At 73.4% G+C, this 20,762-nt stretch carries 19 protein-coding genes; 12 read left to right on the forward strand and 7 right to left on the reverse strand.

All coding sequences use genetic code 11. The annotated features are described in order from the left end of the window. Positions 1 to 67: 67 nt before the first annotated feature. The 4 genes from MUY22_RS28745 (at position 68) to MUY22_RS28760 (ending at position 3,974) form a co-directional block, all read left to right on the forward strand. Positions 68 to 1,561 (forward strand): FAD-dependent oxidoreductase, encoded by a 1,494-nt coding sequence (locus MUY22_RS28745; protein WP_247049658.1) that lies wholly within the window; start codon positions 68 to 70, stop codon positions 1,559 to 1,561. Between the two features lie 26 nt (positions 1,562 to 1,587). Next, a complete protein-coding gene (locus tag MUY22_RS28750; protein WP_247049660.1) occupies positions 1,588 to 2,022 on the forward strand; it encodes a MarR family winged helix-turn-helix transcriptional regulator in 435 nt (144 codons plus the stop codon). A 28-nt stretch (positions 2,023 to 2,050) separates the two neighbouring features. Then, positions 2,051 to 2,620: a YbhB/YbcL family Raf kinase inhibitor-like protein gene (locus tag MUY22_RS28755; RefSeq protein WP_247049662.1), complete on the forward strand. Its 570-nt coding sequence runs from the start codon at positions 2,051 to 2,053 to the stop codon at positions 2,618 to 2,620. Positions 2,621 to 3,023: 403 nt separating this feature from the next. Continuing rightward, positions 3,024 to 3,974 carry an MEDS domain-containing protein gene (locus MUY22_RS28760; protein WP_247049664.1) on the forward strand — a complete coding sequence of 317 codons (951 nt, stop codon included), beginning with the start codon at positions 3,024 to 3,026 and terminating at the stop codon, positions 3,972 to 3,974. 449 nt (positions 3,975 to 4,423) lie between these two features. Here the strand turns inward: MUY22_RS28760 and MUY22_RS28765 are convergent, their stop codons facing one another. The 4 genes from MUY22_RS28765 to MUY22_RS28780 form a co-directional block, all read right to left on the reverse strand. Beyond that, positions 4,424 to 5,584 (reverse strand): NAD(P)/FAD-dependent oxidoreductase, encoded by a 1,161-nt coding sequence (locus MUY22_RS28765; protein WP_247049666.1) that lies wholly within the window; start codon positions 5,582 to 5,584, stop codon positions 4,424 to 4,426. Between the two features lie 114 nt (positions 5,585 to 5,698). Beyond that, positions 5,699 to 6,403 (reverse strand): glycosyltransferase family 2 protein, encoded by a 705-nt coding sequence (locus MUY22_RS28770; protein ID WP_247049668.1) that lies wholly within the window; start codon positions 6,401 to 6,403, stop codon positions 5,699 to 5,701. After that, a complete protein-coding gene (locus MUY22_RS28775; RefSeq protein ID WP_247049670.1) occupies positions 6,400 to 7,668 on the reverse strand; it encodes a bifunctional PIG-L family deacetylase/class I SAM-dependent methyltransferase in 1,269 nt (422 codons plus the stop codon). The genes MUY22_RS28770 and MUY22_RS28775 overlap by 4 nt, the downstream gene beginning before the upstream one ends. Beyond that, complete coding sequence (locus MUY22_RS28780) at positions 7,665 to 8,666, reverse strand: acyl-CoA dehydrogenase family protein (RefSeq protein WP_247049672.1); 1,002 nt, start codon at positions 8,664 to 8,666, stop codon at positions 7,665 to 7,667. The genes MUY22_RS28775 and MUY22_RS28780 overlap by 4 nt, the downstream gene beginning before the upstream one ends. 76 nt (positions 8,667 to 8,742) lie before the next feature. Between MUY22_RS28780 and MUY22_RS28785 the strand changes: the two genes are divergently transcribed. Further along, positions 8,743 to 9,837 carry an aromatic acid exporter family protein gene (locus MUY22_RS28785; protein ID WP_247049674.1) on the forward strand — a complete coding sequence of 365 codons (1,095 nt, stop codon included), beginning with the start codon at positions 8,743 to 8,745 and terminating at the stop codon, positions 9,835 to 9,837. A gap of 1 nt (position 9,838) precedes the next feature. Here MUY22_RS28785 and MUY22_RS28790 read toward each other — a convergent pair whose 3' ends face one another. Next, positions 9,839 to 10,243: a hypothetical protein gene (locus tag MUY22_RS28790; RefSeq protein WP_247049676.1), complete on the reverse strand. Its 405-nt coding sequence runs from the start codon at positions 10,241 to 10,243 to the stop codon at positions 9,839 to 9,841. Between the two features lie 39 nt (positions 10,244 to 10,282). Then, positions 10,283 to 11,536, reverse strand: a complete 1,254-nt coding sequence (locus tag MUY22_RS28795) for a cation:proton antiporter (protein ID WP_247064179.1) — start codon at positions 11,534 to 11,536, stop codon at positions 10,283 to 10,285. Positions 11,537 to 11,898: 362 nt separating this feature from the next. On the opposite strand from MUY22_RS28795, the gene MUY22_RS28800 reads away from it, so the two are divergent. The 7 genes from MUY22_RS28800 to MUY22_RS28830 all read left to right on the forward strand — a co-directional run bounded on the left by MUY22_RS28800 (position 11,899) and on the right by MUY22_RS28830 (position 19,752). Then, positions 11,899 to 12,510, forward strand: coding sequence for a TetR/AcrR family transcriptional regulator (locus MUY22_RS28800; protein ID WP_247049679.1), 612 nt, complete (start codon positions 11,899 to 11,901; stop codon positions 12,508 to 12,510). 55 nt (positions 12,511 to 12,565) lie between these two features. Next, on the forward strand, positions 12,566 to 13,663 hold the full coding sequence (locus MUY22_RS28805; protein WP_247064181.1) for a substrate-binding domain-containing protein: 1,098 nt from the start codon (positions 12,566 to 12,568) through the stop codon (positions 13,661 to 13,663). Positions 13,664 to 13,724: 61 nt separating this feature from the next. Beyond that, entirely contained in the window at positions 13,725 to 15,011 is a 1,287-nt protein-coding gene (locus tag MUY22_RS28810) for an ABC transporter substrate-binding protein (RefSeq protein WP_247049681.1), read from the forward strand. A gap of 211 nt (positions 15,012 to 15,222) precedes the next feature. Then, positions 15,223 to 16,170, forward strand: a complete 948-nt coding sequence (locus MUY22_RS28815; RefSeq protein ID WP_247049683.1) for a carbohydrate ABC transporter permease — start codon at positions 15,223 to 15,225, stop codon at positions 16,168 to 16,170. Further along, positions 16,167 to 17,000 (forward strand): carbohydrate ABC transporter permease, encoded by an 834-nt coding sequence (locus MUY22_RS28820; RefSeq protein ID WP_247049685.1) that lies wholly within the window; start codon positions 16,167 to 16,169, stop codon positions 16,998 to 17,000. The genes MUY22_RS28815 and MUY22_RS28820 overlap by 4 nt, the downstream gene beginning before the upstream one ends. Continuing rightward, a complete protein-coding gene (locus MUY22_RS28825; protein ID WP_247049687.1) occupies positions 16,997 to 17,962 on the forward strand; it encodes a hydroxyacid dehydrogenase in 966 nt (321 codons plus the stop codon). Before MUY22_RS28820 ends, MUY22_RS28825 begins: the two co-directional genes overlap by 4 nt. After that, positions 17,959 to 19,752, forward strand: a complete 1,794-nt coding sequence (locus MUY22_RS28830; RefSeq protein ID WP_247049689.1) for a DUF2264 domain-containing protein — start codon at positions 17,959 to 17,961, stop codon at positions 19,750 to 19,752. Before MUY22_RS28825 ends, MUY22_RS28830 begins: the two co-directional genes overlap by 4 nt. A gap of 5 nt (positions 19,753 to 19,757) precedes the next feature. Here MUY22_RS28830 and MUY22_RS28835 read toward each other — a convergent pair whose 3' ends face one another. After that, positions 19,758 to 20,759 carry a LacI family DNA-binding transcriptional regulator gene (locus MUY22_RS28835; protein WP_247049691.1) on the reverse strand — a complete coding sequence of 334 codons (1,002 nt, stop codon included), beginning with the start codon at positions 20,757 to 20,759 and terminating at the stop codon, positions 19,758 to 19,760. Positions 20,760 to 20,762: the final 3 nt, after the last annotated feature.

The raw sequence follows: 20,762 nt of genomic DNA on the forward strand, positions 1-20,762 counted from the left end.
TCCTTTCTTGGCAAGCCGCTCTACTCTGACGTTAGAAAGAGATTCCTTTCTTGAGATGGAGGACGAGATGACCACGGTGCTGATCGCCGGCGCGGGCCCGACCGGGTTGACGCTGGCCTGCGTGCTCGCCCGCGGCGGCGTCCCCTTCCGCCTGGTCGACGCCGCTGCCGGTCCGCAGCCCGGCTCGCGCGGCAAGGGCGTCCAGCCGCGCAGCCTCGAGGTGTTCGACGACCTCGGCGTCGTCGAGCGGGTGCTCGCGCACGGCCGGATGGCGATGCCGATCCGGACGACCGCCGCCGACGGCCAGGTGACGCTGAGCGGCACCGAGCCGGTCGCGGCGCACCCCGACATCCCGTACCCCGCGAGCCTGATCACGCCCGAGTGGCGGATCGAGGAAACGCTGCGGCTCCGGCTCGCGGAACTCGGCGGCGCGGTCGAGTTCGGCACCGCGCTCGAGAGCTTCGAGCAGTCGGACGACGGCGTGTCGGCGGTCGTCGTCCGGGACGGCGTGGCCGAGACGGTCACCGCGCGCTGGCTGGTCGGCTGCGACGGCGGCCACAGCGTCGTCCGCAAGCAGGCCGGTATCGCGTTCGAGGGCGAGACCCGGGACGCGGTGCGGATGATCGTCGCCGACGTCGGGGTCGACGGCCTCGATCGCGACGCCTGGCACATGTGGCGCCACGAGGACGGCATGATCAACCTCTGCCCGCTGCCCTCGACCGGCGTCTTCCAGTACCAGGCGAGCATCGCGCCGGGACAGGATTCCGAGCCGGGCCTCGCGAACATGCAGGCGATCCTCGACCGGCGCAGCGGCCGCGCGGACATCCGGCTCCACGAGCCGGCGTGGACGTCGTTGTGGCGCGCCAACATCCGCCTCGTCGACCGCTACCGCGCGGGGCGGGTGTTCCTCGCCGGCGACGCGGCGCACATCCACTCGCCCGCCGGCGGCCAGGGGATGAACACCGGCATCCAGGACTCGTACAACCTCGGCTGGAAGCTCGCGGCGGTCGCGAACGGCGCGTCGCCGGCGCTGCTCGACACCTACGAGGCCGAGCGCCGCCCGGTCGCGGCCGGGGTGCTCGCGCTGTCGGACGCGCGTCTCAAGGACGCGATCGAGCAGAAGGGCCTCGTCGTCCGCAGTGACGCGAGCACGAAGCAGCTCGGCGTCGGCTACCGCGACTCCGCCTTGGCCCGCGACGACCGCGACGAGACCGCGCGGCTGCGCGCCGGCGACCGCGCCCCCGACGCGACCGGGCTGACGACCCAGGAAGGCGAACGCCGGCTGTTCGACCTGACCCGCGGCGGCCGCTTCACGCTGCTGAGTTTCGGCGCCCCGCCGGCGCTCGACGTCACGACCCTCCACGTCGTCGAAGCACCGGCCGCCCCCGGCGACGTCGCCGACCCCGAAGGCCACCTCGCCGACGCGTACGGCGCGGGTGCCCGCACCCTCGTGCTGATCCGCCCCGACGGCTACATCGCCCTGATCTCCGACGCGGGCGACGCCTCGGCGGTCGCGGGCTACCTCACCGAGATGGTTAGTAGTACTAAGCAGATGCTATAGTCTACTAAGCAATTGGGAGGTGGGCCGTGAGCGAGCACGTCGAGTACGTCGACGACGTCGGAGCGGAGCTGCGGCGCGCGGTCGTGCGGCTCTACAGCCGGTTCCGGTCCGAGCGCCTGGAGGGCGAGGTCTCCGAGGAGGCGCTGCTCGTGCTCATCGTGCTCGACAAACAGGGCCCGCTGAGCCTGAGTGACCTGGCCGCGACCGCGAAGGTCACGCTCGGCTCGATGAGCCAGACGGTGCGGCGGCTCGAGCAGCTCGCCTACGTCACGAAGGCCCGCGGGATCGAAGACCGGCGCAAGGTCCTGTTCACGTTGACCGGCGAGGGCCGGACCGCGGCCACGGCATCGCGTCGCCACCGGCAGGACTGGCTCAACGGCCTGCTCGCCGAGCTCACCGCCGCCGAGCGCGCCGACCTCCTGCGCGTCACCCCGCTCCTCCTCCGCCTCGCCGACTCCTGACCAGGCCGACTCTCGAACAGGACCCGCCATGCACCCCGTCGAAGCCCTTCTCGTCCCCGTCGGCCGGTTGCTGCGCAACCGGCGTCCCGACGAAGCCGCGAGCATCGCCAACGCCCCCGGGCTCGCGACCGGCAACCGCATCACGCTGACGTCGCCCGCCTTCCGCGACGGGGAGGTCGTGCCCGCCGCGCACTGCGGGCAGTTCATCGGCGCCGACGTCTCACCCGCTCTCACGTGGAGCGCGCTGCCCGAGGGCACCCAGGGCCTGGTCCTCGTGCTCGAGGACCTCGACAGCCCCGGTGCCGCCCCCGGCATCCACACGATCGCCGCGTTCGCGCCGCTCGACGGCGGCCTTCCGGAAGGCGCCCTGACGCCGGCCGACCCGCGCTTCCGGTTCGTCCCCAACCACCGCCGTCAGGCCAAGTACGTCGGACCGCGGCCGCTGCCCGGCCACGGCACGCACCGCTACCGCTTCCACCTCTACGCCCTCGACGCCGCCGTCGACTTCACCGGCGTCGCCGACGCGCAGGCGGTGCCGGCGGCGCTCGCGGGACACGTCCTGGCGTCGGGAACCCTCACGGGCACGCGGACGACCTGACCCGGCTCGCCGGGCATTGCCACCGGACTCCGGATATTCGTGTTTTGCGAACAACGCGCACACTTGGTGGCATTGCCGCGAAGTATTTTCCGGCCGTCGCCGGGACAGTTGTGGCCGAGGCTCCGGGGTGCTCGGACATAAATGGTCGCGACGCCGGTACGTCGATGGTCGGCACGGCTCTGACCTGTGTCGATGGTGATCGACGCCCGGGACATAAATGGCGCGGTACCGAGACGTTCCAAAACGACCAGGGGTGAATGCTCCGAAAGGTGGAATGGATTCCGGCGGCGATGCCGAAAAGGCTCCGCCGCGGGTACTCTCCCCTCGTTCCCACGGAACGTTCTGCGGAGCGACACCATCTTGCGGTCGAGTTCGAAGACCGGTCCCCGGAGGTTAAGCGCGTATGGCGACCCCGACGTCCGTCCCCGCCGAGACTGACTTTCGGCACCAGAGCTGCGTCTACGGCAGCGACGCGGAGTTCCTCGCGATGGCGGTCCCCTTCGCGCAGGCCGGGCTGTGCCGGGGCGAGCCGGTGCTCGTCGGCACGACGGAGGCCAACCAGGAGCTGCTCGACGACGTGCTGGGGCCCGACGCGGGCAGGATCGTCCTGGTCGAGCCGGCCTGCTTCGAACGCCGTCCGCCGCAGCTCGCGGCCGCGTTGCACCGGTACTGGACGCGCTACCGTTCGACGGCGCCGGGCAGCACCGTGCGCGTGCTCGCCGAACCGGCCCGCGTCGGCGCGGCCGGGTGGCCGCACACCGAGGCCGGGTTCAACGTGGCCCTCGCCGACACCGGGATCTGGATGCTCTGCCCGTACGACACCAGGATCTTCGAGGCCGGCGCGATCGAAGACGCCCGGCGCGCGCACCCGGAGCTGCTCGTCGGCGGCAAGGCCGAGCCGTCCGCGCAGTTCGCCGCGCCCGAGCGGGTCGAAGGCCTTCCCGCGTCCCCGCCGCCGCTCGGCGAAGCCGCCGACATCTTCCGCTTCGAGGGCGACCTGGTCGCCGTGCGGCGCTACGTGCTCGAGAAGGCCGGCCCGCTGCTGCGGCCCGAGAACGCCGTGGCCATGTTCGGCATCGCCGTCGGCGAGGCCATCACCTACCTGACCGAGCACGGCATCGGCCGCGCGGCCGTGTGGGTCCGCCCGGCCGCTGGGCGCGTGGTCTGCACGCTGCACAGCGACGAGCCGCTCGACCTGCCCCCGTTCTTCGGCTCGCGGCCGCCGGACCTGCGCTGCTCCGACACCGGGCTGTGGCTGACCGACCAGATCTGCGAGTGGCTCGACATCAGCTCCGACGCGTCGGGGTGCACCATCGAGCTGGCGACGCCGGGATCGTGGGCGAGCGAGAACTGACGTCCGGACACTTGTGTCCGCGGCGGCCTCAGCGCAGCGGCACGTCACCGAACTGCTCCTGGATCCGGCGCAGCTCACGCAGCCGCGGCTCGGTCTGCCCGCCGATCCGGCGGTTCACCGTCTTCACCGGCACCCCGAGCCGCCGCGCGGCGCGGACCAGCCGGGCCCGGTGCCGGAGCAGCGTTCGGCGTGGCCGGAGAAGTGCGAGCTGTGCGGTACGTCGGTCGCCTCGCGCCACGGCCACCTGGTCGACACCGGCCGCCGCGGCGGGCGTCGCGGCGTTCCGCCCGGGCCCGGCGGGGGCCGCCGAAAGCCTGGTGACCCTCGACCTCCGGACCGAGCCGTCCGCCGGCCACTCGCTGCTCGCGGCGGCCGAGCCCGAGGTCGAGGCGATCCTGTTCCACGACGCCGGGAGCGGGCCCGGCCGCTGCGGTGACGCTCAGTCCGCTCTAGCTCCTGGCAGGCACCGGCTCGTGCTTGCGGATCAGCTCCTCGCCGCGCTCGTAGTCGTCGTCGGCTTCGTGGGTGAGGACGCCGACCGCCGCGCCGTCGCGTTCGTACCAGACCGTGAAGCCGCCGCCGTCGCGTTCGACCAGGTGGGCGTGGTCGAAGCCGTCGCCCCAGGCGGCGTACTTCAGCACCCGGTCGCCGATCTCGGACCAGAAGCCCGGGACGTCGTCCCAGGTCTCCGACTCGCCGGCGGCGTTGCGGCCGGCGATCGCGCCCATCGCCAGGCCCTCGCCCCAGTGCTCGACGGCCAGGGCGCGGCCCGCGGCGGTGTTGTCCGCGAAGGCGACGTCGCCGGCCGCGAAGACGTCGGGCGCGCTGGTGCGCAGCCGGGCGTCGGTGCGGACGCGGCCCTGTTCGATCGTCAGCCCGGCCTTCTCGGCGAGCGTGCTCCGGGGCCGGATGCCGGTGGCGAGCAGCACGAGCCCGGCGTCGAGCACCGGCACCAGGTCGGAGCGGATCCGGTGGCCGGCCTCGATCGACTCCAGCGTCGTGCCGCGCAGCACGCTGACGCCTTCGGCCTTGAGCCACCGCAGGATCCGGATCCCGGCGTCGCGGCCGAGGCGGGCTTCCTGCGGGACGTCCTCCTGGCAGACGACGGTCACCTGCACCCCGAGACGCACGAGCGAAACGGCGGCCTCGCAGCCGATGAACCCGGCGCCGACGACGATCGCGCTACGGGCGTCGGACGCGACCTTCTGCAGCTCACGCGCCGACTTCGCCGAGCGCAGCACCAGCACGTCGACGTGCTCCGCGCCGGGGATGTCCGGCCGCACGGGTTCGGCACCGGTCGCGAGGACACAGCGGGTGAAGGCGTGCTCCAGACCGGCGGCGGTGCGCACGCGGTGATCACCGAGCTCGACGACCGGATCGCCCAGCGAGACCGAAATGTCCTGCGAGGTGAAGAACTCCTCGCTCTCCATGCCGATGTCGTCGGTTTCGCCGCGCAGGAAGTCCTTGGACAACGGCGGTCGCTCGTAGGGCGGATCCGTGTCGGCGGTGAGCAGCCGGACATCGCCGCGCCCACCGGCTTCGCGATACGCCCGGGCGGCCGACACCCCGGCCGCGCCACTGCCGATCACTACCAGGCTTTCGGAGGTCATCCTCCTGCGTACCCACCACGAGCCGGCGTAATCGTCAGGCGACGGGTTCCTGCCGCAACGTACGAAGCAGCGTGGCGAGCCTGTCCGGAGCGCGGCCGTCGAGCCGGCCGCAGGTCAGGCGACCGGTTCTTCCCGCAACGTGCGAAGCAGCGCCGCCAGCCCGTCCGGAGCGCGGCCGTCGAGGCGGGCGCTCGTGCGGACCACCGCCGCGGGCTCGACCCGGCAGTGGAACCCGGCTTCGCCGAGGCGGCGCCACAGGTCGTGGTCCTCGCCCGTGCGGCAGACGCCGAAGCCGCCGACCGCGTCGAACGCGTCCGCGCGGACTCCGAGGTTGGCGCCGTAGACGTTCACCCCGCCCGCGACCACCCCGTGGTAGCGGCGGGCCGCGTCCGGTGACCCCGGGAACGGTGCCGCCAGCTCGGCCGGGCCGGTGACCGCGTGCGCGCCCCGCTCGACGCGGCGCACGTGCTCGCGCGCCCAGCCGACGCCGACCCGCGTGTCCGCGTCCGTGTTGAGCAGCAGCACCTGCGACGCCGCGTGCCCGGCCAGGCCGGTCCGCACCGCGTGGGCGCCGAGGTCGCGGACCTCGCCGATGGTCCGCTCCCGGCCGGTGACCACGACCCGGCCCGTCGCCCACCCGCCGAACACGGCACGGGCGCGGGCGGCGGTGTCGTCCGCGCAGCGGTCGGCGACCACGCACACCGCGCGTTCGACCCGCGCGGGCAGCCGCCACAACGCCTGCCGCAGCGCGCGCAGGCACGGCTCGATCAGGTCCCGCTCGTCCCGCGCCGGGACGACGACGCCGACCGCCGTGATCACCGGCGCCTCAGCACGTGCAGCAGGAACGCCTCGTCCGTGTGGGCCACCACCTGGTCGAACGCCGGGTGCGCGAGCAGCCGTCCGTGCGCTTCGGCGGCGTCGCGGGGCGCCTCCGGGGCCCACGGCCGCCAGTGGACGGCGACCAGCTCCCCGCCCGGCCGCAGCGCCGCCGCCGACGCCTCGATGGTCGCGGTGAGGTCGGCGTCGTCCAGGTAGTACAGGAGTTCGCTGTACACCAGCAGATCCACCGGTCCACTCGGGAGTCCGGAAGGGACGGATCCACTGTGGACGTCCACATGCGACAAGCCGGACACCGAAGAAGTGGCCCGCGTGACGGCTTCGGGAACCGGGTCGAACGCGACCAGCCGGTCACAACGCGCCGCCAGGTCGCGGGTCAGCAGCCCGAGGCCGCACGCCGGCTCGACGATCGTGCCGTAGTGCTCCTGCGGCAGGGAAGCGAGCAGCACCGCGCGTTTGCGCCGCTCGTACCAGCCGTCGGCGACGTGCCACGGGTCGTCGTCGGCGGCGTACAGCTCGGCGAACCGGCTCACCGGCGCCGACCGCGCGGGCGGTTCGCGGAAGAACGTCTCGGCCGGCCGGTCGAAGTGCGCGAGGACCTCCGGCGGCAGGATCGGGTCCTCACCCCGGGGCCCGGGCTTGAGCTGGGAGGTGAACGCCGCGACGGCGGCGGCCTTGGCGGCGCGCTCGGCGCCGGTCAGCCGGTAGGACCGGGCCCGCGCCCAGGGGATCCCGGTGTCCGCGGGGGAGTGCCAGTGCCACAGCCAGATCGGGTAGGACCAGCGGTGGGCGGTCACCGGCGCGGCGGCGAGCGCGGCCCGGCCGGCCGCGCGGTGGTCCGGGTGCGGGTCCTCCGGCCACGGCAGCAGCACGAGGTCGCGGCCCTCGGCGTGCTCGCGCAGCGCGTCGGTCATCGCCTCCTCGTGCTCGGCGAGCCCGGAGTCGGGCAGGCCGAGCCAGACCGGTTCGACGTCGGAAAGTCCCTGCTCCCGCAGGGAGTCCCGCAGCTCCCGGCGCCGGGTGCGGCCCAGCTCCCGGCGTTCGTCGGGCCCGGCGTCGGGGAACGCGGCCTCGCCGTCGGTGGCGACGACGAGCGTCACGGCGGTGCCTGCGCGGTGCAGGTGCTGCAGCAGGCCGCTCGCGCCGAGCGTCTCGTCGTCCGGGTGGGCGGCGACGACCAGCGCGCGGGCGAACGCGTCGTCCGTCCACCCGGGAAACTCCCGGGTCCACGCCTCTTCGGGTGTCACACGTCCTCCACGGCGTCCAGCACCTGCCGGCCCAGCGCGGCGAGGTCGCGCTCGGCGTGGTGCTGGCGGACGTAGACGCTCAGGTCGGCCAGCCGCTGCGCGAACCGGCGGTCGCGGCCCAGCGGGGTCGCGCCGGTCAGCCGGGGCGCGTGGTCGAGGATCTCGCGGACGGCGTGCTCGACGCCCGCGCGGCACGTGCTGGCGACGTGCCACGGGTCGGCGGCCTGCTCGATGGTGCCGGCCGCCTGCAGCAGCAGCGTCTCGGCCGAGCGCAGCGCGGCGTGCATCGCGCCCAGGTGGGCCAGCTGGTGGTCGTCGGCGCGGCCGGACTCGCGCAGGTACGCCACGACGCCGTCGAAGACGCCGGCCGCGCCGCCGAGCCAGACGGCGGCGACCCCGCCGCCGCCCAGTGCGAAGCCGGGCCGTCCGATGTACCAGTCCGGCGGGCCGATGTGCGCGTCGGCGGATACCAGGATGCCGTCGAAGACGACGTCGCCGCTGTCGGAGGCGTCCATCCCGACCGCCTGCCAGGTGTCCGGGTGCCGCTGCACGCCGGGGTCGGTGAGGTCGACGTCGACCAGCCGGTCGCCCGCCGCGACGAGCGCCCGGTCCAGGAGGGACAGTCCGGAGCAGAACCGCACGGTGCCGCCGAGCCTGCCGTCTTCGAGGGTCGCGCCGGTGCCGCCGGACTTCGCCGCCCAGACGCCGTAGAGCGCGCCGGGCACCGGGATCAGGCCGGCTTCGCCGAGGATCGCGACGGCGTCGGTGTGCCCCTCGGCCAGCCGCGCGAGGGTCAGGTCGATCCGGCCGAGCGCGGCGAGCGCGGCCCAGCGGCCGACGAGCCCGCCGGTGCCGGGCTGCGGCAGGTCGAGTGCGCCCGCCGCGTACAGCGTGCGGAGGTCGGACCCGATCGAAGCGGTGGAGCGGGGCAGCGGCAGCGGTTTCGGCGGAGCGTTTTCCAGCAGACCGTGCGCCGGTCTGGCCTCCCACGTGATCATGCGGCACGAGTACCCCGATTCCGGGCGATCATGCGTGGACCGGCGCCGGGCCGGGTAGTCGCGGCGGGTGGACCAGATGACATCGGCGGCCGGCGACGACGTCCTCGGCCAGGGCGTCCGGACGCCGCTGGGCTGGCTGACGCGCGCCTTCCGCGTCCCGGGCCGGGAACGCCACGTCCTCGTGCAGGCCGCGAAGGCGACCCTCGCGGCCACCGGGGCGTGGTTGCTGGCGACGGCGGTGCTGCACCTGCCGCAGCCCTTCCTGGCGCCCTACGCCGCGGTGTTCCTCGTGGAGACGACGGTCTACCGGTCGGTGCGCGGCTGGGCGCAGCAGGTCGGCGCGGTCGCCGCCGGCGTCGTCCTGGCCGGGATCGCCGGGCAGCTGATCCTGTGGCCCGCGGTGGCGCTGGGGCTGGTGGTGTTCCTGGGGCTGCTGGCCGGGTCGTGGCGCCGCTTCGGCGACTCCGGCGTCTGGGTCGGCGTCACGGGCATGCTGCTGATCGCCTACGGGACGCCGACGGTCCTGCTCGGCGACCGGCTGATCGAGACGGCGCTGGGCGCGGCGATCGGCGCCGCGGTCAACGCGCTGGTGTACCCGCCGCTGTTCGGGCAGCGCATCGCGGCGGCCGCCGGCCGGCTGGCCACGGCGATGGCGGCGTTCCTCGACAGCACGGCCGCGCTGATCCGCGCCGAGGAGCCGCCCGACGACGTCGAGGACTGGCTCGGCGAGGCCCGCGAGCTGCGCAGCCTGGTCACGGCGGCCACGGACGCCGTCCGGCAGACCCGCGAGGAGCGCGTCCTCAACCTGCGGCGGCGGCACCCCCGCTCCGGCCACGACCACGACCGCCGGACCGGGACCCTGATCGCGCTCTGGCCCCCGGTGGAGCAGCTGATCGGCGCGGTCCGGACGGCGTCGGAGCACGAGGAGACGTTCGTCCTGCCGTGGCCCGACGCCCGCGACGCGCTGGCCGAGCTCATCGAGAGCGTCGCCGACGTCGTCCGCGCCGTCGGCACCACCGGGCACCCGGTGGACCTGGACCGCGGCCGCGAACTGCTGGCCCGGCTCGAGCGGCGGCTGGCGGCCCCGGACGACGGTGTGACGCCGGCGCTGGGCCTGGGCGCGATGACGCTCCCGGTCCGGCACCTGCTGGAGCGACTGGCCGGGCGCTGAGTCAGGCGCCGATCGCCTGGTTGAGGACGTCGGCGACCAGGTCGGGCTCGGCGATCGTCGCCGTCAGCGAGGGGTGCCGCAGCAGCCCGGACGGCTCAATGCCGGGCACCGGGTCCCGGAACCGGACGCAGAGGCCGCGCGCCGAGTTCGTGCCGAACGTCAGGCCGCAGTCGGCCAGCGACAGGCGCACGCCGAGTGCGCGCCAAGGCTTGAAGGGCCCGCTGACCTCGGCGCCGGCCAGGTTGGCCAGCGGCGTCGAGACGGACCAGGGCCCGAGGTGGACGTGCAGCCCGGTCGCGTCGAGGTCGAGGCCGCTGTGGCGCTCGAGCCACGGCTGCAGCCAGGACGGGCCGGCGAACTTCGCGTGGAGGCGGTGCCGGACGACGGCGTCCTCGTCTGGGCTCATGCTCCAGGGCTACCCGCGGGAGCCGGGGACAAACGAGCGTCAGCCGACCGGGAGGTGGCCGCCGAGGGACTCGATCCGGCGGATCGCCGGTTCGGCGAGGATGCCGTGCACCACCACCGACAGCGCGACGGCGAGGGCGCCGATCCGCCACAGGACGTCCGGCCGCGGCACCGGGAACCGGTCGAGGGCGTAGGCGAGGTAGAACAGCGTGCCGATCCCGCGCACGCCGAAGAACGCGATGGCGGGGGAGGCGTGCCGCCCGGCCGACGAGCCGAGCAGCGACAGCCAGCCGAGCACCGGCCGGACCACCAGGACCGCGACCACCGTCAGCACCACCTCGACGACCGTGATGCCCTGCAGCAGCCCGTCGCCGATGGCCAGGCCGAGACCGAGCAGCGCGATCGCGACGAAGAGCCGTTCCAGCTGCCGGCCGAACGAGTGCAGCACGCCGTGGTACTCGTGGGACCGCTCCTGCGTCCGCACCGCGACGGCGGCCACGAAGACCGCGACGAACCCGTTGCCGTGCACCAGTTCCGCGACCGCGTACGGCAGGAACGCCAGGGCGAGCAGCACGAGCCCGTCGGCGTACTCGGCCAGCCGCAGCCGCGACGACGGCGCCCGGAACATCGCCCAGCCCAGCACCCAGCCGGCGGCCAGCCCGACGAGCACGCCGACCGCGACCGGCAGCACGAGGTCGACCAGGATCCACCGCAGGTCGACGCCCGCGCGTTGCCCGGCGAGCGCGAGGGCCAGCAGGACGAACGGCATCGTGAGCCCGTCGTTGAGCCCGGCTTCGGTGGTCAGGGTGAACCGGATCTCGTTGTCCCGCGCCAGACCCGGCTCGACGTCCGGTGACGGCACCCCGACGTCCCCGGCCAGCACCGGGTCGGTCGGCGCGAGCACCGAGCCGAGCAGCAGCGCGGCGCCGGCGGGCAGCGCCAGCCACCACCAGCCGAGCACCGCGACCACGACGATCATGGCGGGCATCGTGATCCCGAGCAGCCGCCAGGTCGACGCCCAGGCGCGGAACCCGAACGGGCGGTCCACGGACAGCCCGGCGCCGGCCAGGGACGCCAGGATGCCCAGCTGGGCGAACGATTCGACGCTCTCCAGGTGCGCGGTCGGGTCGGTCCAGCCGCCGCCGTAGGGCGCGGGCAGGGGGAGGAGCCCGAGGCCGATGCCGGCGACGAGCATCACGAGCGGGGTCGAGAACGGCCGTTCGGCGACCAGCTTCGGCAGCACCGCGGCGGCGAGCGCGAGCAGCCCGGCGACGCCGAACAGGACGGTCAACATGGACAAGGGAGCTCTTTCGTTCGGCGTGGTCACCGGAATACCCGGGGGTGCACCGGGCAAACCCCGGCGCTAGTGCCGCACGTCACCGTGCGGCGCGGAACACCGCGTTCTCCCTGACGTTGTAAGGAGTGTCGGTACGGGTGGGTCCCCGGGCCTCACCCCCAGCCTTCACGGAAGTCCGGTCCGCCGGAGCCGTGTCGCGCCACTCGCCGCGAGGCGACCCCCGTACCGGCTTCGAACTCCCGCTTCCGCTCGCAGGCGACTCCCCCTCAGCCTTCGCCGAGCGGAAGCGGGACTTTTCTTTTACGCCAATTCTTTCTTGCGTCACCGGGGAAACGCCGGCGCGTCGGTAGGCTTCCGGCATGCCGACTGGAAGCTCGTCCGGCGACGTCCCGGCGGTCGGCTTGCGCGAGCGCAAGAAGACCATCGCGAAGCAGGCCCTCCGCCGGGCCGCGTTCGACCTCTTCACCACCCAGGGCTTCGAGGCCACCACGGTCGAGGACATCGCGCGGCGCGCCGACGTCTCCCGGGCCAGCTTCTTCCGCTACTTCACGGCCAAGGAGGACGTCCTCGCCGCGGACGACGCCGAGCGGCGCGAAGCGTTCTTCGCCTTGCTGGACAAGGAAAACAAGCCGTTGCTCGCCGGCCTGCACGCCGCGGTGTCGGCCTACCTGGCGGGGATGGACGCCGAAGCGCTCGCGCACGCGGCCGCCTACACCCGGATCATGGTCAGCTCCCGCGTGGTCCTCGGCCAGGCCTACGAAAACCGCATCAGGTGGCTGAGCGAGCTCGAGACGCACGTCCGCGGGCGGCTGGCCGGCGCGGCCGACCTGGACGTCGTCGCGCCGCTGGTCGCCGACCTCACGCTCGGCGTGCTCGAGACGGCGTTCCGGCTCGCGGCCGTCCGGCCGGGCACGCCGTTCGAGAAGGTCGTCGACCACGGCTTCCGGATGCTCGGCGCCGTCGACTCGTAAGCCGTTTGATCGCTATGCTCGATCAAACGGTCAAACGAGCAAGCAGGGTGGCGTGATGCGGGAGACGGGTGCGGACCGGCGGCAGCGGGTCCTGGCCGTGGTCGAGGCGCGCGGCGAGGTGCGGGTCACCGACCTCGCCGCCGAGCTGGAGGTCTCGGTCATCACGGCCCGCCGGGACGTCGAAGACCTCGCCCGCGAAGGCCGGCTTCGCCGCGGTCACGGCGTCGCGCGGTCGCTGGTGCCGGTGCGGCGGGCGCCGGTGCCGGGGGAGCGGGGCACCGGCGTCGTCGCGCTGGTCGTGCCCGAGCGGCACGCCTACCTCAACGAGGTCGTCCACGGCGCCCGCGAAGCGCTGGAGGAGGCCGGCACGCGGATCGTGCTGCACCCGGCGCCGCAGGTCGCGGGGGCGGAGCGGCCGATCGTCGAACGTGCGCTCGCCGGCGACGACGTCCGCGGCCTGCTGATCGCGCCGCGCTGGCGCACCGTCGCGGCCGAAGCCGCGGACGACGGCTGGCTGGCCGGCGTCGAGGTGCCCGTGGTCCTGCTGGAACGCCGTCCCCGCCGGGGAAGTGCCCTGCACGCGCGGGATTCGGTGTGCACGGACCACTGGTTCGGCATGCACCTCGCGGTGGCGCACCTGGTCGCGCTCGGGCACCGGCGGCTGGTGCTGGCCGCGCGTGACGACAGCCCGACGGCGCGGGCGCTGCGCGCCGCCTTCGCCGAGATCTGCGCCGCGCGGCCGCAGGTCGAGGACGCGGCCGCGGTGCTCAGCGCGCCGGACGCGGGCGCCGACCCGGCCGCCGTCGCCGCCGGGCCCTCGCTGGCCGACGTCGTGCGCGAGCGCGGGACGTCCGGGGTGGTCATGCACGGCGACGTCGACGCGCTGATGCTGGTCCGGCAGCTGGCCGAGGCCGGCATCGCCGTGCCGCGGGACTGCTCGGTCGTGGCCTACGACGACGTCGTCGCGGCGCTGGGGAGCCCGCCGCTGACCGCGGTGGCGCCGGCCAAGGCCGAAGTGGGCCGGCTCGCGGCCGGGCTGCTGCTCGAGCGGCTCGAAGCGGGCGCCGGGCCGGCGCGTCAGGTCGCGGTGCTGCCCGAGCTGAAGGTGCGCGGCTCAACGCGATCGTTTGACCGAGTTGAGCGGAATTATTGACCGAAAAACGTTCAGGTGATCAGACTGTGGGCGTCCCCGTAACGCACCACAGGAGGCGACGATGCCTGCAAGCCGCCGAGCCGTGCTGGCCGCGGGCCTGGCCCTGCCCCTGGCGGCCGCGTGCTCGGCGCCCGGTGGTTCCGGCGGCCCGGCCCGGATCACGTTCTGGTCGGCGCTGCGCGGCAGCCAGCAGGTCGTCGACGCGTTCAACCGCACGCAGAACCGCATCCGCGTCGACTTCCAGCAGATCCCGTCCGGCGACCAGGGCGGTTACGCGAAGCTGAGCAACGCCGCCCGCGCCGGCAACGCCCCCGACGTCGCCACGATCGAGTACCCGCAGGTGCCCGGCTTCGCGATCGACGGCGTCGCCCGCGACATCACGGACCTGGTGAGCGACCGCCTCCGCGCGAAGCTGCTGCCGCAGGCGTTGCGGCTGACGACGTTCGCCGGCCGGGTGTTCACCGTGCCCTTGGACGTCGAGCCGATGATGCTGCACTACCGCTCGGACCTGTTCGGTGGGCCGGTTCCCCGCACGTGGGACGAGTTCGCCGCGGCGGCCCGCCGGATCCGCGACGGCCGCCGCCGGATCGCGCTGTTCCCGACCGACGGCGCCCTGCAGTTCGCCGCGTTCGCCTGGCAGGCCGGAGCGCGCTGGTTCGACACGTCGGCGGGCGCGTGGAACGTCTCGCTCGCCGACGCCGCGACCCGGCGCGTCTCGGCGTACTGGCAGGGCCTGATCGAGGACGGCCTGGTCTTCACCAACGCGTCGCTGAGCCGCCAGAGCGACGCGCAGATCGGGCAGGGCCTGGTCGTGGCCCGGCTCAGCGGCGCGTGGGACGCGGGCGCGCAGATGAAGGCGCGCCCCGGCCAGAAGGGCAAGTGGGCGATCGCACCGCTGCCGCAGTGGGACCCGGCCCACCCGGCGGTCGGCACCCACGGCGGCTCGACGTTCGCCATCACCAAGGACAGCGCGAACCCGGAGGCGGCGATGGAGTTCATCGAGTGGCAGGTCTCCCACCCGGACGCCTTGCGAGCGCGCCTGTCGAGCGGCACGAGCAGCCAGTACCCGGCGGCACCGGCCCTGGTCGAGGTGGGCGGCAAAGCGTTCGACCGCAGCTACTACGGAGGCCAGGACATCTACCGCCTGTTCGACGACCAGGCCCACCTCATCCGCGACGGCTGGCTCTGGGGCCCCCGGATGAGCGCAACCCAACGAGTCCTGCAAGACGGCTTCGCCCGAGCGGGCGCCGGCCAAGGCACAGTGCTGGACGCGGTCCGCGACGCCCAGAAGGCGACGATGCCGGACCTGACAGCCCTGGGCTTGGCCACCACCGAGCACGAAAGCTGAGGGGGTTCCCGATGACCACGCGCACGCGCACGACGCCCGACAGCTGCCCGCCCACCGCCGTCCTCCCGAAGTCCGTGAATGCCACATTCACGGACACTATGTCCCTCAATGTGGCATTCACGGACTTCAAGCGCGGCGAGCAGCCGCAGGTGAGCCGTCTCGCGGAGCTCGGGCCCGGCGGCGACCGGGCCCGAGCGACCGGAGGTCGTCGATGACCGCCACTCTCACCCGCCCGGCCAAGCCGCCCGCGAAGACCGCAACCCCGCGCCGACGCGACAAAGAGCGGTCCGCGGCCGCGATCCTCATGGCGCCCTTCTTCGTGCTCCTCCTCGTCGTCTTCCTCATCCCCGTCGGGACCGCCGTGTGGCTGAGCTTCTTCGGCGCCGACGAACCCGGGCTCGGGTTCGGCCCCGAACACACCGTCTTCGTGGGCCTGCGCAGCTACCTCGCCGTGCTCACCGATCCCACCTTCCTCAGTGGACTCGGCGTCATCGCCCTCTACTGCCTGATCTACCTGCCGCTGCTGGTCGTCGCGTCGCTCGGGCTCGCGCTGCTGCTCGACTCCGCCGCCGCGCGGCTCACGTCGCTCGCGCGGCTCGGGCTCTTCCTGCCGCACGCCGTGCCCGGGATCATCGCCGCGATCATCTGGCTCTACCTCTACACCCCCGGCCTCAGCCCGGTCGTCGACCTGCTCGGCAAGGCCGGGCTCACCGTCGACTTCCTCGGCTTTCACGCCGTCCTCCCGGCGATCGTGAACATCGCCCTGTGGAGCAACCTCGGCTACAACGTCGTCGTCTTCTACGCCGCCCTCCAAGCCGTGCCGCGCGAAGTGCTCGAAGCCGCCGTGGTCGACGGCGCCGGGCCGGTGCGCACCGCGCTGCGGATCAAGACGCCGCTGATCCGTTCGAGCGTCGTGATGGTCGTGCTGTTCACGCTCATCTGGTCGCTGCAGCTGTTCACCGAGCCGATGCTGCTGTCGCAGTCCACGCCGGTGATCACCGCGCGCTTCTCGCCGAGCATGTACATCTACGACGCCGCGTTCACCCGCAACAACTACGGCCTCGCCGCGGCCGCGTCCGTGATCCTCCTCGCCTGCACGATCGCGCTGTCCTACGGCGTGACGCGCTGGACCAACCGCACCCGGGAGGTGAAGCCGTGAAGCTGCTCAGCCGCACGGCCGTCAACACCGTCGTCGGGATCTCCGTGCTCTACACGCTCCTGCCGGTGCTGTGGCTCGTCCTCGCCGCGGCCAAGAACGGCGACGCGCTCTTCGGCAGCGATCTGTTGTCCCTGAACGGGTTTTCGCCGCTGGACAACCTCAAAGACCTCTTCGCGACGGACAAGGGGATCTACGGCCGCTGGTACGCCAACAGCCTCTTCTACGCCGTCGTCGGCGGCGCGCTCAGCTCGCTGATCAGCATCGCCTGCGGGTACGCCTTCGACAAGTACCGCTTCAAGCACAAGGAAAAGCTCTTCGGCCTGGTGCTCGCCGCGGTGATGGTGCCGCAGACCGTGCTCGCGCTGCCGCTGTACCTGATCGCCTCGGGCACCGGGCTCGTCGACACGCCGTGGGCGGTGTTCGTGCCGGTGCTGTTCAATCCGTTCGGCGTCTACCTCGGCCGCGTGTTCAGCCAGGGGTACGTCCCGGACGAGGTTCTCGAAGCCGCCCGCATCGACGGCGCCGGCGAGCTGAAGACGTACTTCCGCGTCGCGCTGCGGATGCTCGGACCCGGCGTGGTCACGGTGTTCCTCTTCCAGCTCACCGCGATCTGGAACAACTTCTTCCTGCCCATGGTCATGCTCTCGAACCAGAAGCTCTACCCGGTCAGCCTCGGCCTCTACACCTGGAACAGCTCGGCCACCGTGTCGCCCGAGTACTACCCGGTCGTCATCATGGGCTCACTCCTGGCCGTCCTCCCCCTGCTGCTGGCTTTTGTTCTCCTGCAACGCTTCTGGCGTTCCGGGCTCACCGCGGGATCCGTCAAGTGATCCGCGCCGCCCTCGCGATGAGCCGGGACGCGGCCCACGCCGTCCTCGACGACGAAACCCTGACCGAGCTGCGCGGCCTCGTGGACCTGACCGACGGCGTGATCGACGACTTCGCGGGCGACCCGCTGCGGGACGTCGAACTGCTGGTCACCGGCTGGGGCTGCCCGCCGCTGGACGCCGCCGCGCTCGCCGCCGCCCCGAAGCTGCGCGCGATCGTGCACACCGCCGGGTCGGTCCGCGCGCACGTCACCGAGGCGTGCTGGGACCGCGGCATCGAGGTGACGTCGGCGGCCGCGGCCAACGCCGTGCCCGTCGCCGAATACACCCTCGCGATGATCCTGCTGTCGGGCAAACGCGTGCTCGAACGCGCCCGCGAATACCGGGAAAACCGGACCCGCGACGACTGGCTCCGGGACGTCGGCAACTACCGCCGGACGGTCGGCATCCTCTCCGCGTCGATGATCGGCCGCCGGGTGATCGACCTGCTGCGCCCCCACGACCTGCGGATACTGGTGCATGATCCCTATGTGACCGAAGTGGAGGGAGCCGAGCGGGTGGGCCTGGCCGAGCTGTTCGCGCGCAGTGACGTCGTCAGCGTCCACACACCCCTGCTGCCCGAAACCCGCGGCCTGGTCAGCCGGGGGCTGATCGGCTCGATGCGCCCGGACGCCGTGCTGATCAACACCGCCCGCGGCGCCGTCCTCGACCAGGACGCCCTCGCCGAGGCCACCGGCGCCGGGCGGCTCCGCGCGATCCTCGACGTCACCGACCCCGAGGTCCTGCCGCCCGCGCACCCGCTCTGGGACGACCCCCACGTGCTGATCACCCCCCACCTGGCGGGCTCGCAGGGCAACGAGATGGGCCGGCTGGCCGCGCTGGCCGTCGCCGAGGTCACGCGCTGGGCGGCCGGCGACGGCTTCGCCCACCCGCTGCACCGCGACCGGATGGGGTTGATCGCGTGAAGCTGCCGCCTGAGGACCGCGAACTGAGCCCGCACACCGGCTACACGCGCGACCACTGGGTCGCCGCCGCGGACGGCCTCCTCGACGCCGCGTGGCGCTGGGCGAGCCCCCGGAAAGCCCGGCTCGACCTGCCGGGACCCGCGTCGGCCAGCGGCGTCCGCTCGGACGGGCTCGAAGGCTTCGCTCGCACCTTCCTCGCCGCCGGCTTCCGCGTGGCCGGGGGCGGTGACCCGCACAACTGGCTGGAGCGCTACGCCGAAGGCCTCGACGCGGGCACCCGCACCCCCGGCCGCGACGACGCCGAGTCGTGGCCGGTCATCCTCGGCCACGACGTCGCCGGGCAGCCGATGGTCGAGTCCGCGTCCGTCGCCCTCGGCCTCCGCCTGACGCGCCCGTGGCTCTGGGACCACCTCGGCGAAGACGTCCAGGACCGCGTCGAAGCCTGGCTGCGCGGCGCACTGCGGCACGTCCCGGCACCGAACAACTGGTACCTGTTCCCGTTCACCGTCGCCGGTTTCCTCGACGACGTCGGCCGCGGCGACGCCGAGACCGCGCGGGCCCGCGACCGCGCGCTGGAGCTCCTGGAGGGCTGGTACCGCGGCGACGGCTGGTACGCCGACGGCGACGGCCGCGCGTTCGACCACTACAACGGCTGGGCCCTGCACCTCTACCCGGTCCTCGACGCCCACCTCGCCGGAGAACCGCCCCGCCACGGCGGCCGGCTGTACGAGCACCTGGAAGGCTTCAAGCTGTGGTTCGCCGCCGACGGCGCCCCGCTCCACTTCGGACGGTCCCTGACCTACCGCTTCGCCGCCGCGTCGGCGGTCGGCCTCGGCGCGGTCACCGGCGACACCCCGCTGCGGCCCGGCGTGTCACGACGGCTGCTCAGCGGCGCGCTCAAGTACTTCCTCGACCGCGGCGCCGTCGATGACAACGGCCTCCTGAGCCTCGGCTGGCACGGCCCGCACGCGCCGACCACGCAGTTCTACTCCGGCCCGGGCTCGCCGTACTGGGCGTCGAAGGCCTTCGTCTGCCTGCTCGCCCCGGCCGATCATCCACTGTGGACGTCCACAGAGGAATCGGACGACGCGGACACGGTACGCGCGGAGCCCGCACCGGGCTTCCTGCTGCAGAAGGCGGACGGCGTCGTCCGGCTGCACAACCACGGCAGCGACCACCTGAGGCCCCACGAAGCCGAGTCGGCCGACGGCGACGACCCGCACTACGGCCGCTTCGCCTACTCCACCCACACCGGCCCCACGGCCAAGGACAACGCGGCCGACAACCACTTCGCCGTCGTCGTCGGGGGAGTGCGCAGCGTCCGCCGCCGGATCCACCCGCTCGGTGCGGGACAAGGCGACGGCTGGGGCTGGGCCGCGTCCTGGCACCGCCCGATCTTCACGACGGCGGCCGTACCGGGGTTGCGGGTCGAGAGCGTCACCGTGGTGCGCGGGCACGACGAGGTGCGGGTGCACCGGGTGGTCGGCGGCCCGCCGGGAGCGACCGCCGAGCAGACCGGCTGGGCCACCGCTCCCGGCGAGTCCGTCCTCCGCCCCCTGAGCGGCTGGACCGGTCAGGACGAGGTCCGCGCGCCGCACGGCACCGCGTACGTCCCCTCCGTGACCTTGACCCGGCTCACCGGTCCCGCCGAGGGCACGGCGGTCTTCATCGCCCACGCGGTGCTCGGCACCGAGGCCGCAGACCTGGCCGTCACCGAAGAAGAGATCCGCTGGCCGGACGGCTTCACCGTCCGGATCGGCTTCGACCCCCTGGACGTGACCGCCGGATGACGCGCTCAGGCGGACTCGCGGACCACCAGCTCGGTCGGCAGGATCAGCGACGTCGGCTTCTCGCCGTCGATCAGCCGCACCAGCATCCGCGTCATCTCCCGGCCCAGCGCCTCGATCGGCTGCCGGACCGTGGTCAGCGCGGGGTGCGTGTGCTGCGCGGTGACGATGTCGTTGAACCCGACCACCGCGACGTCGTCGGGCACCGAGCGCCCGTGCGAGCGCAGCACCTTCAGCGCCCCGGCCGCCATCGCGTCGGACGCGACGAACACGGCGTCGAGATCCGGGTGCTCGTCGAGCAGCCGCGTCATCCCCTCGACGCCGCTGGCTTCGCTGAAGTCGCCGTGCGCGACGCGGTCGTCGGGCAGCCCGGCCAGCGCGAGCGCCTCCCGGAACCCGAGGTACCGGTTGACGCCGGCGTGCTGGTCGGTCTGCCCGGTGATCGTCGCTATCCGCTGCCGCCCGAGCGAAACCAGGTACTCCACGGCCTGCCGGGCGCCGCCGCGGTTGTCGGCGTCGACGTAGTGCGGGGGAGTGCGGTCGAGCGAGCGCCCGCCGTGCACCACCGGCACCTGGCCCTCGTCGGCGATCTTCGACAGCGGGTCGTTCTCCCGCAGCGCCAGCAGCATGATGCCGTCGGCGGCGCGCGACTGCAGGATCCGCGTCAGCCGCGAGCGGCCGCGTTCGGACGCCGCGAGCACCAGCATCAGCTGGAGGTCGGTCTCCTCGATGACGGCGTTGACCCCGGCGATCACCTCGGCGAAGAACTGGTTGGCGAACAACGCCGGGTCGTCGCTGGAGATGGCCAGCACCACCGCGCCTCGCCGCGCCGTGGCCAGCGACCGGGCCGCGGTGTTCGGCACGTACCCGAGCTCTTCGATCGCGCGTTGCACGGCTTCGCGCGACTTCGTGCTGACGTGCGGGGCGTTGTTGATCACCCGGGACACGGTGCCGGTGGACACCCCGGCCAGGCGCGCCACTTCCTCGAGCGTCGACGGCCGGTTGCTCATCGT

This window comes from Amycolatopsis sp. WQ 127309 (genome assembly GCF_023023025.1).
GTDB lineage: Bacteria > Actinomycetota > Actinomycetes > Mycobacteriales > Pseudonocardiaceae > Amycolatopsis.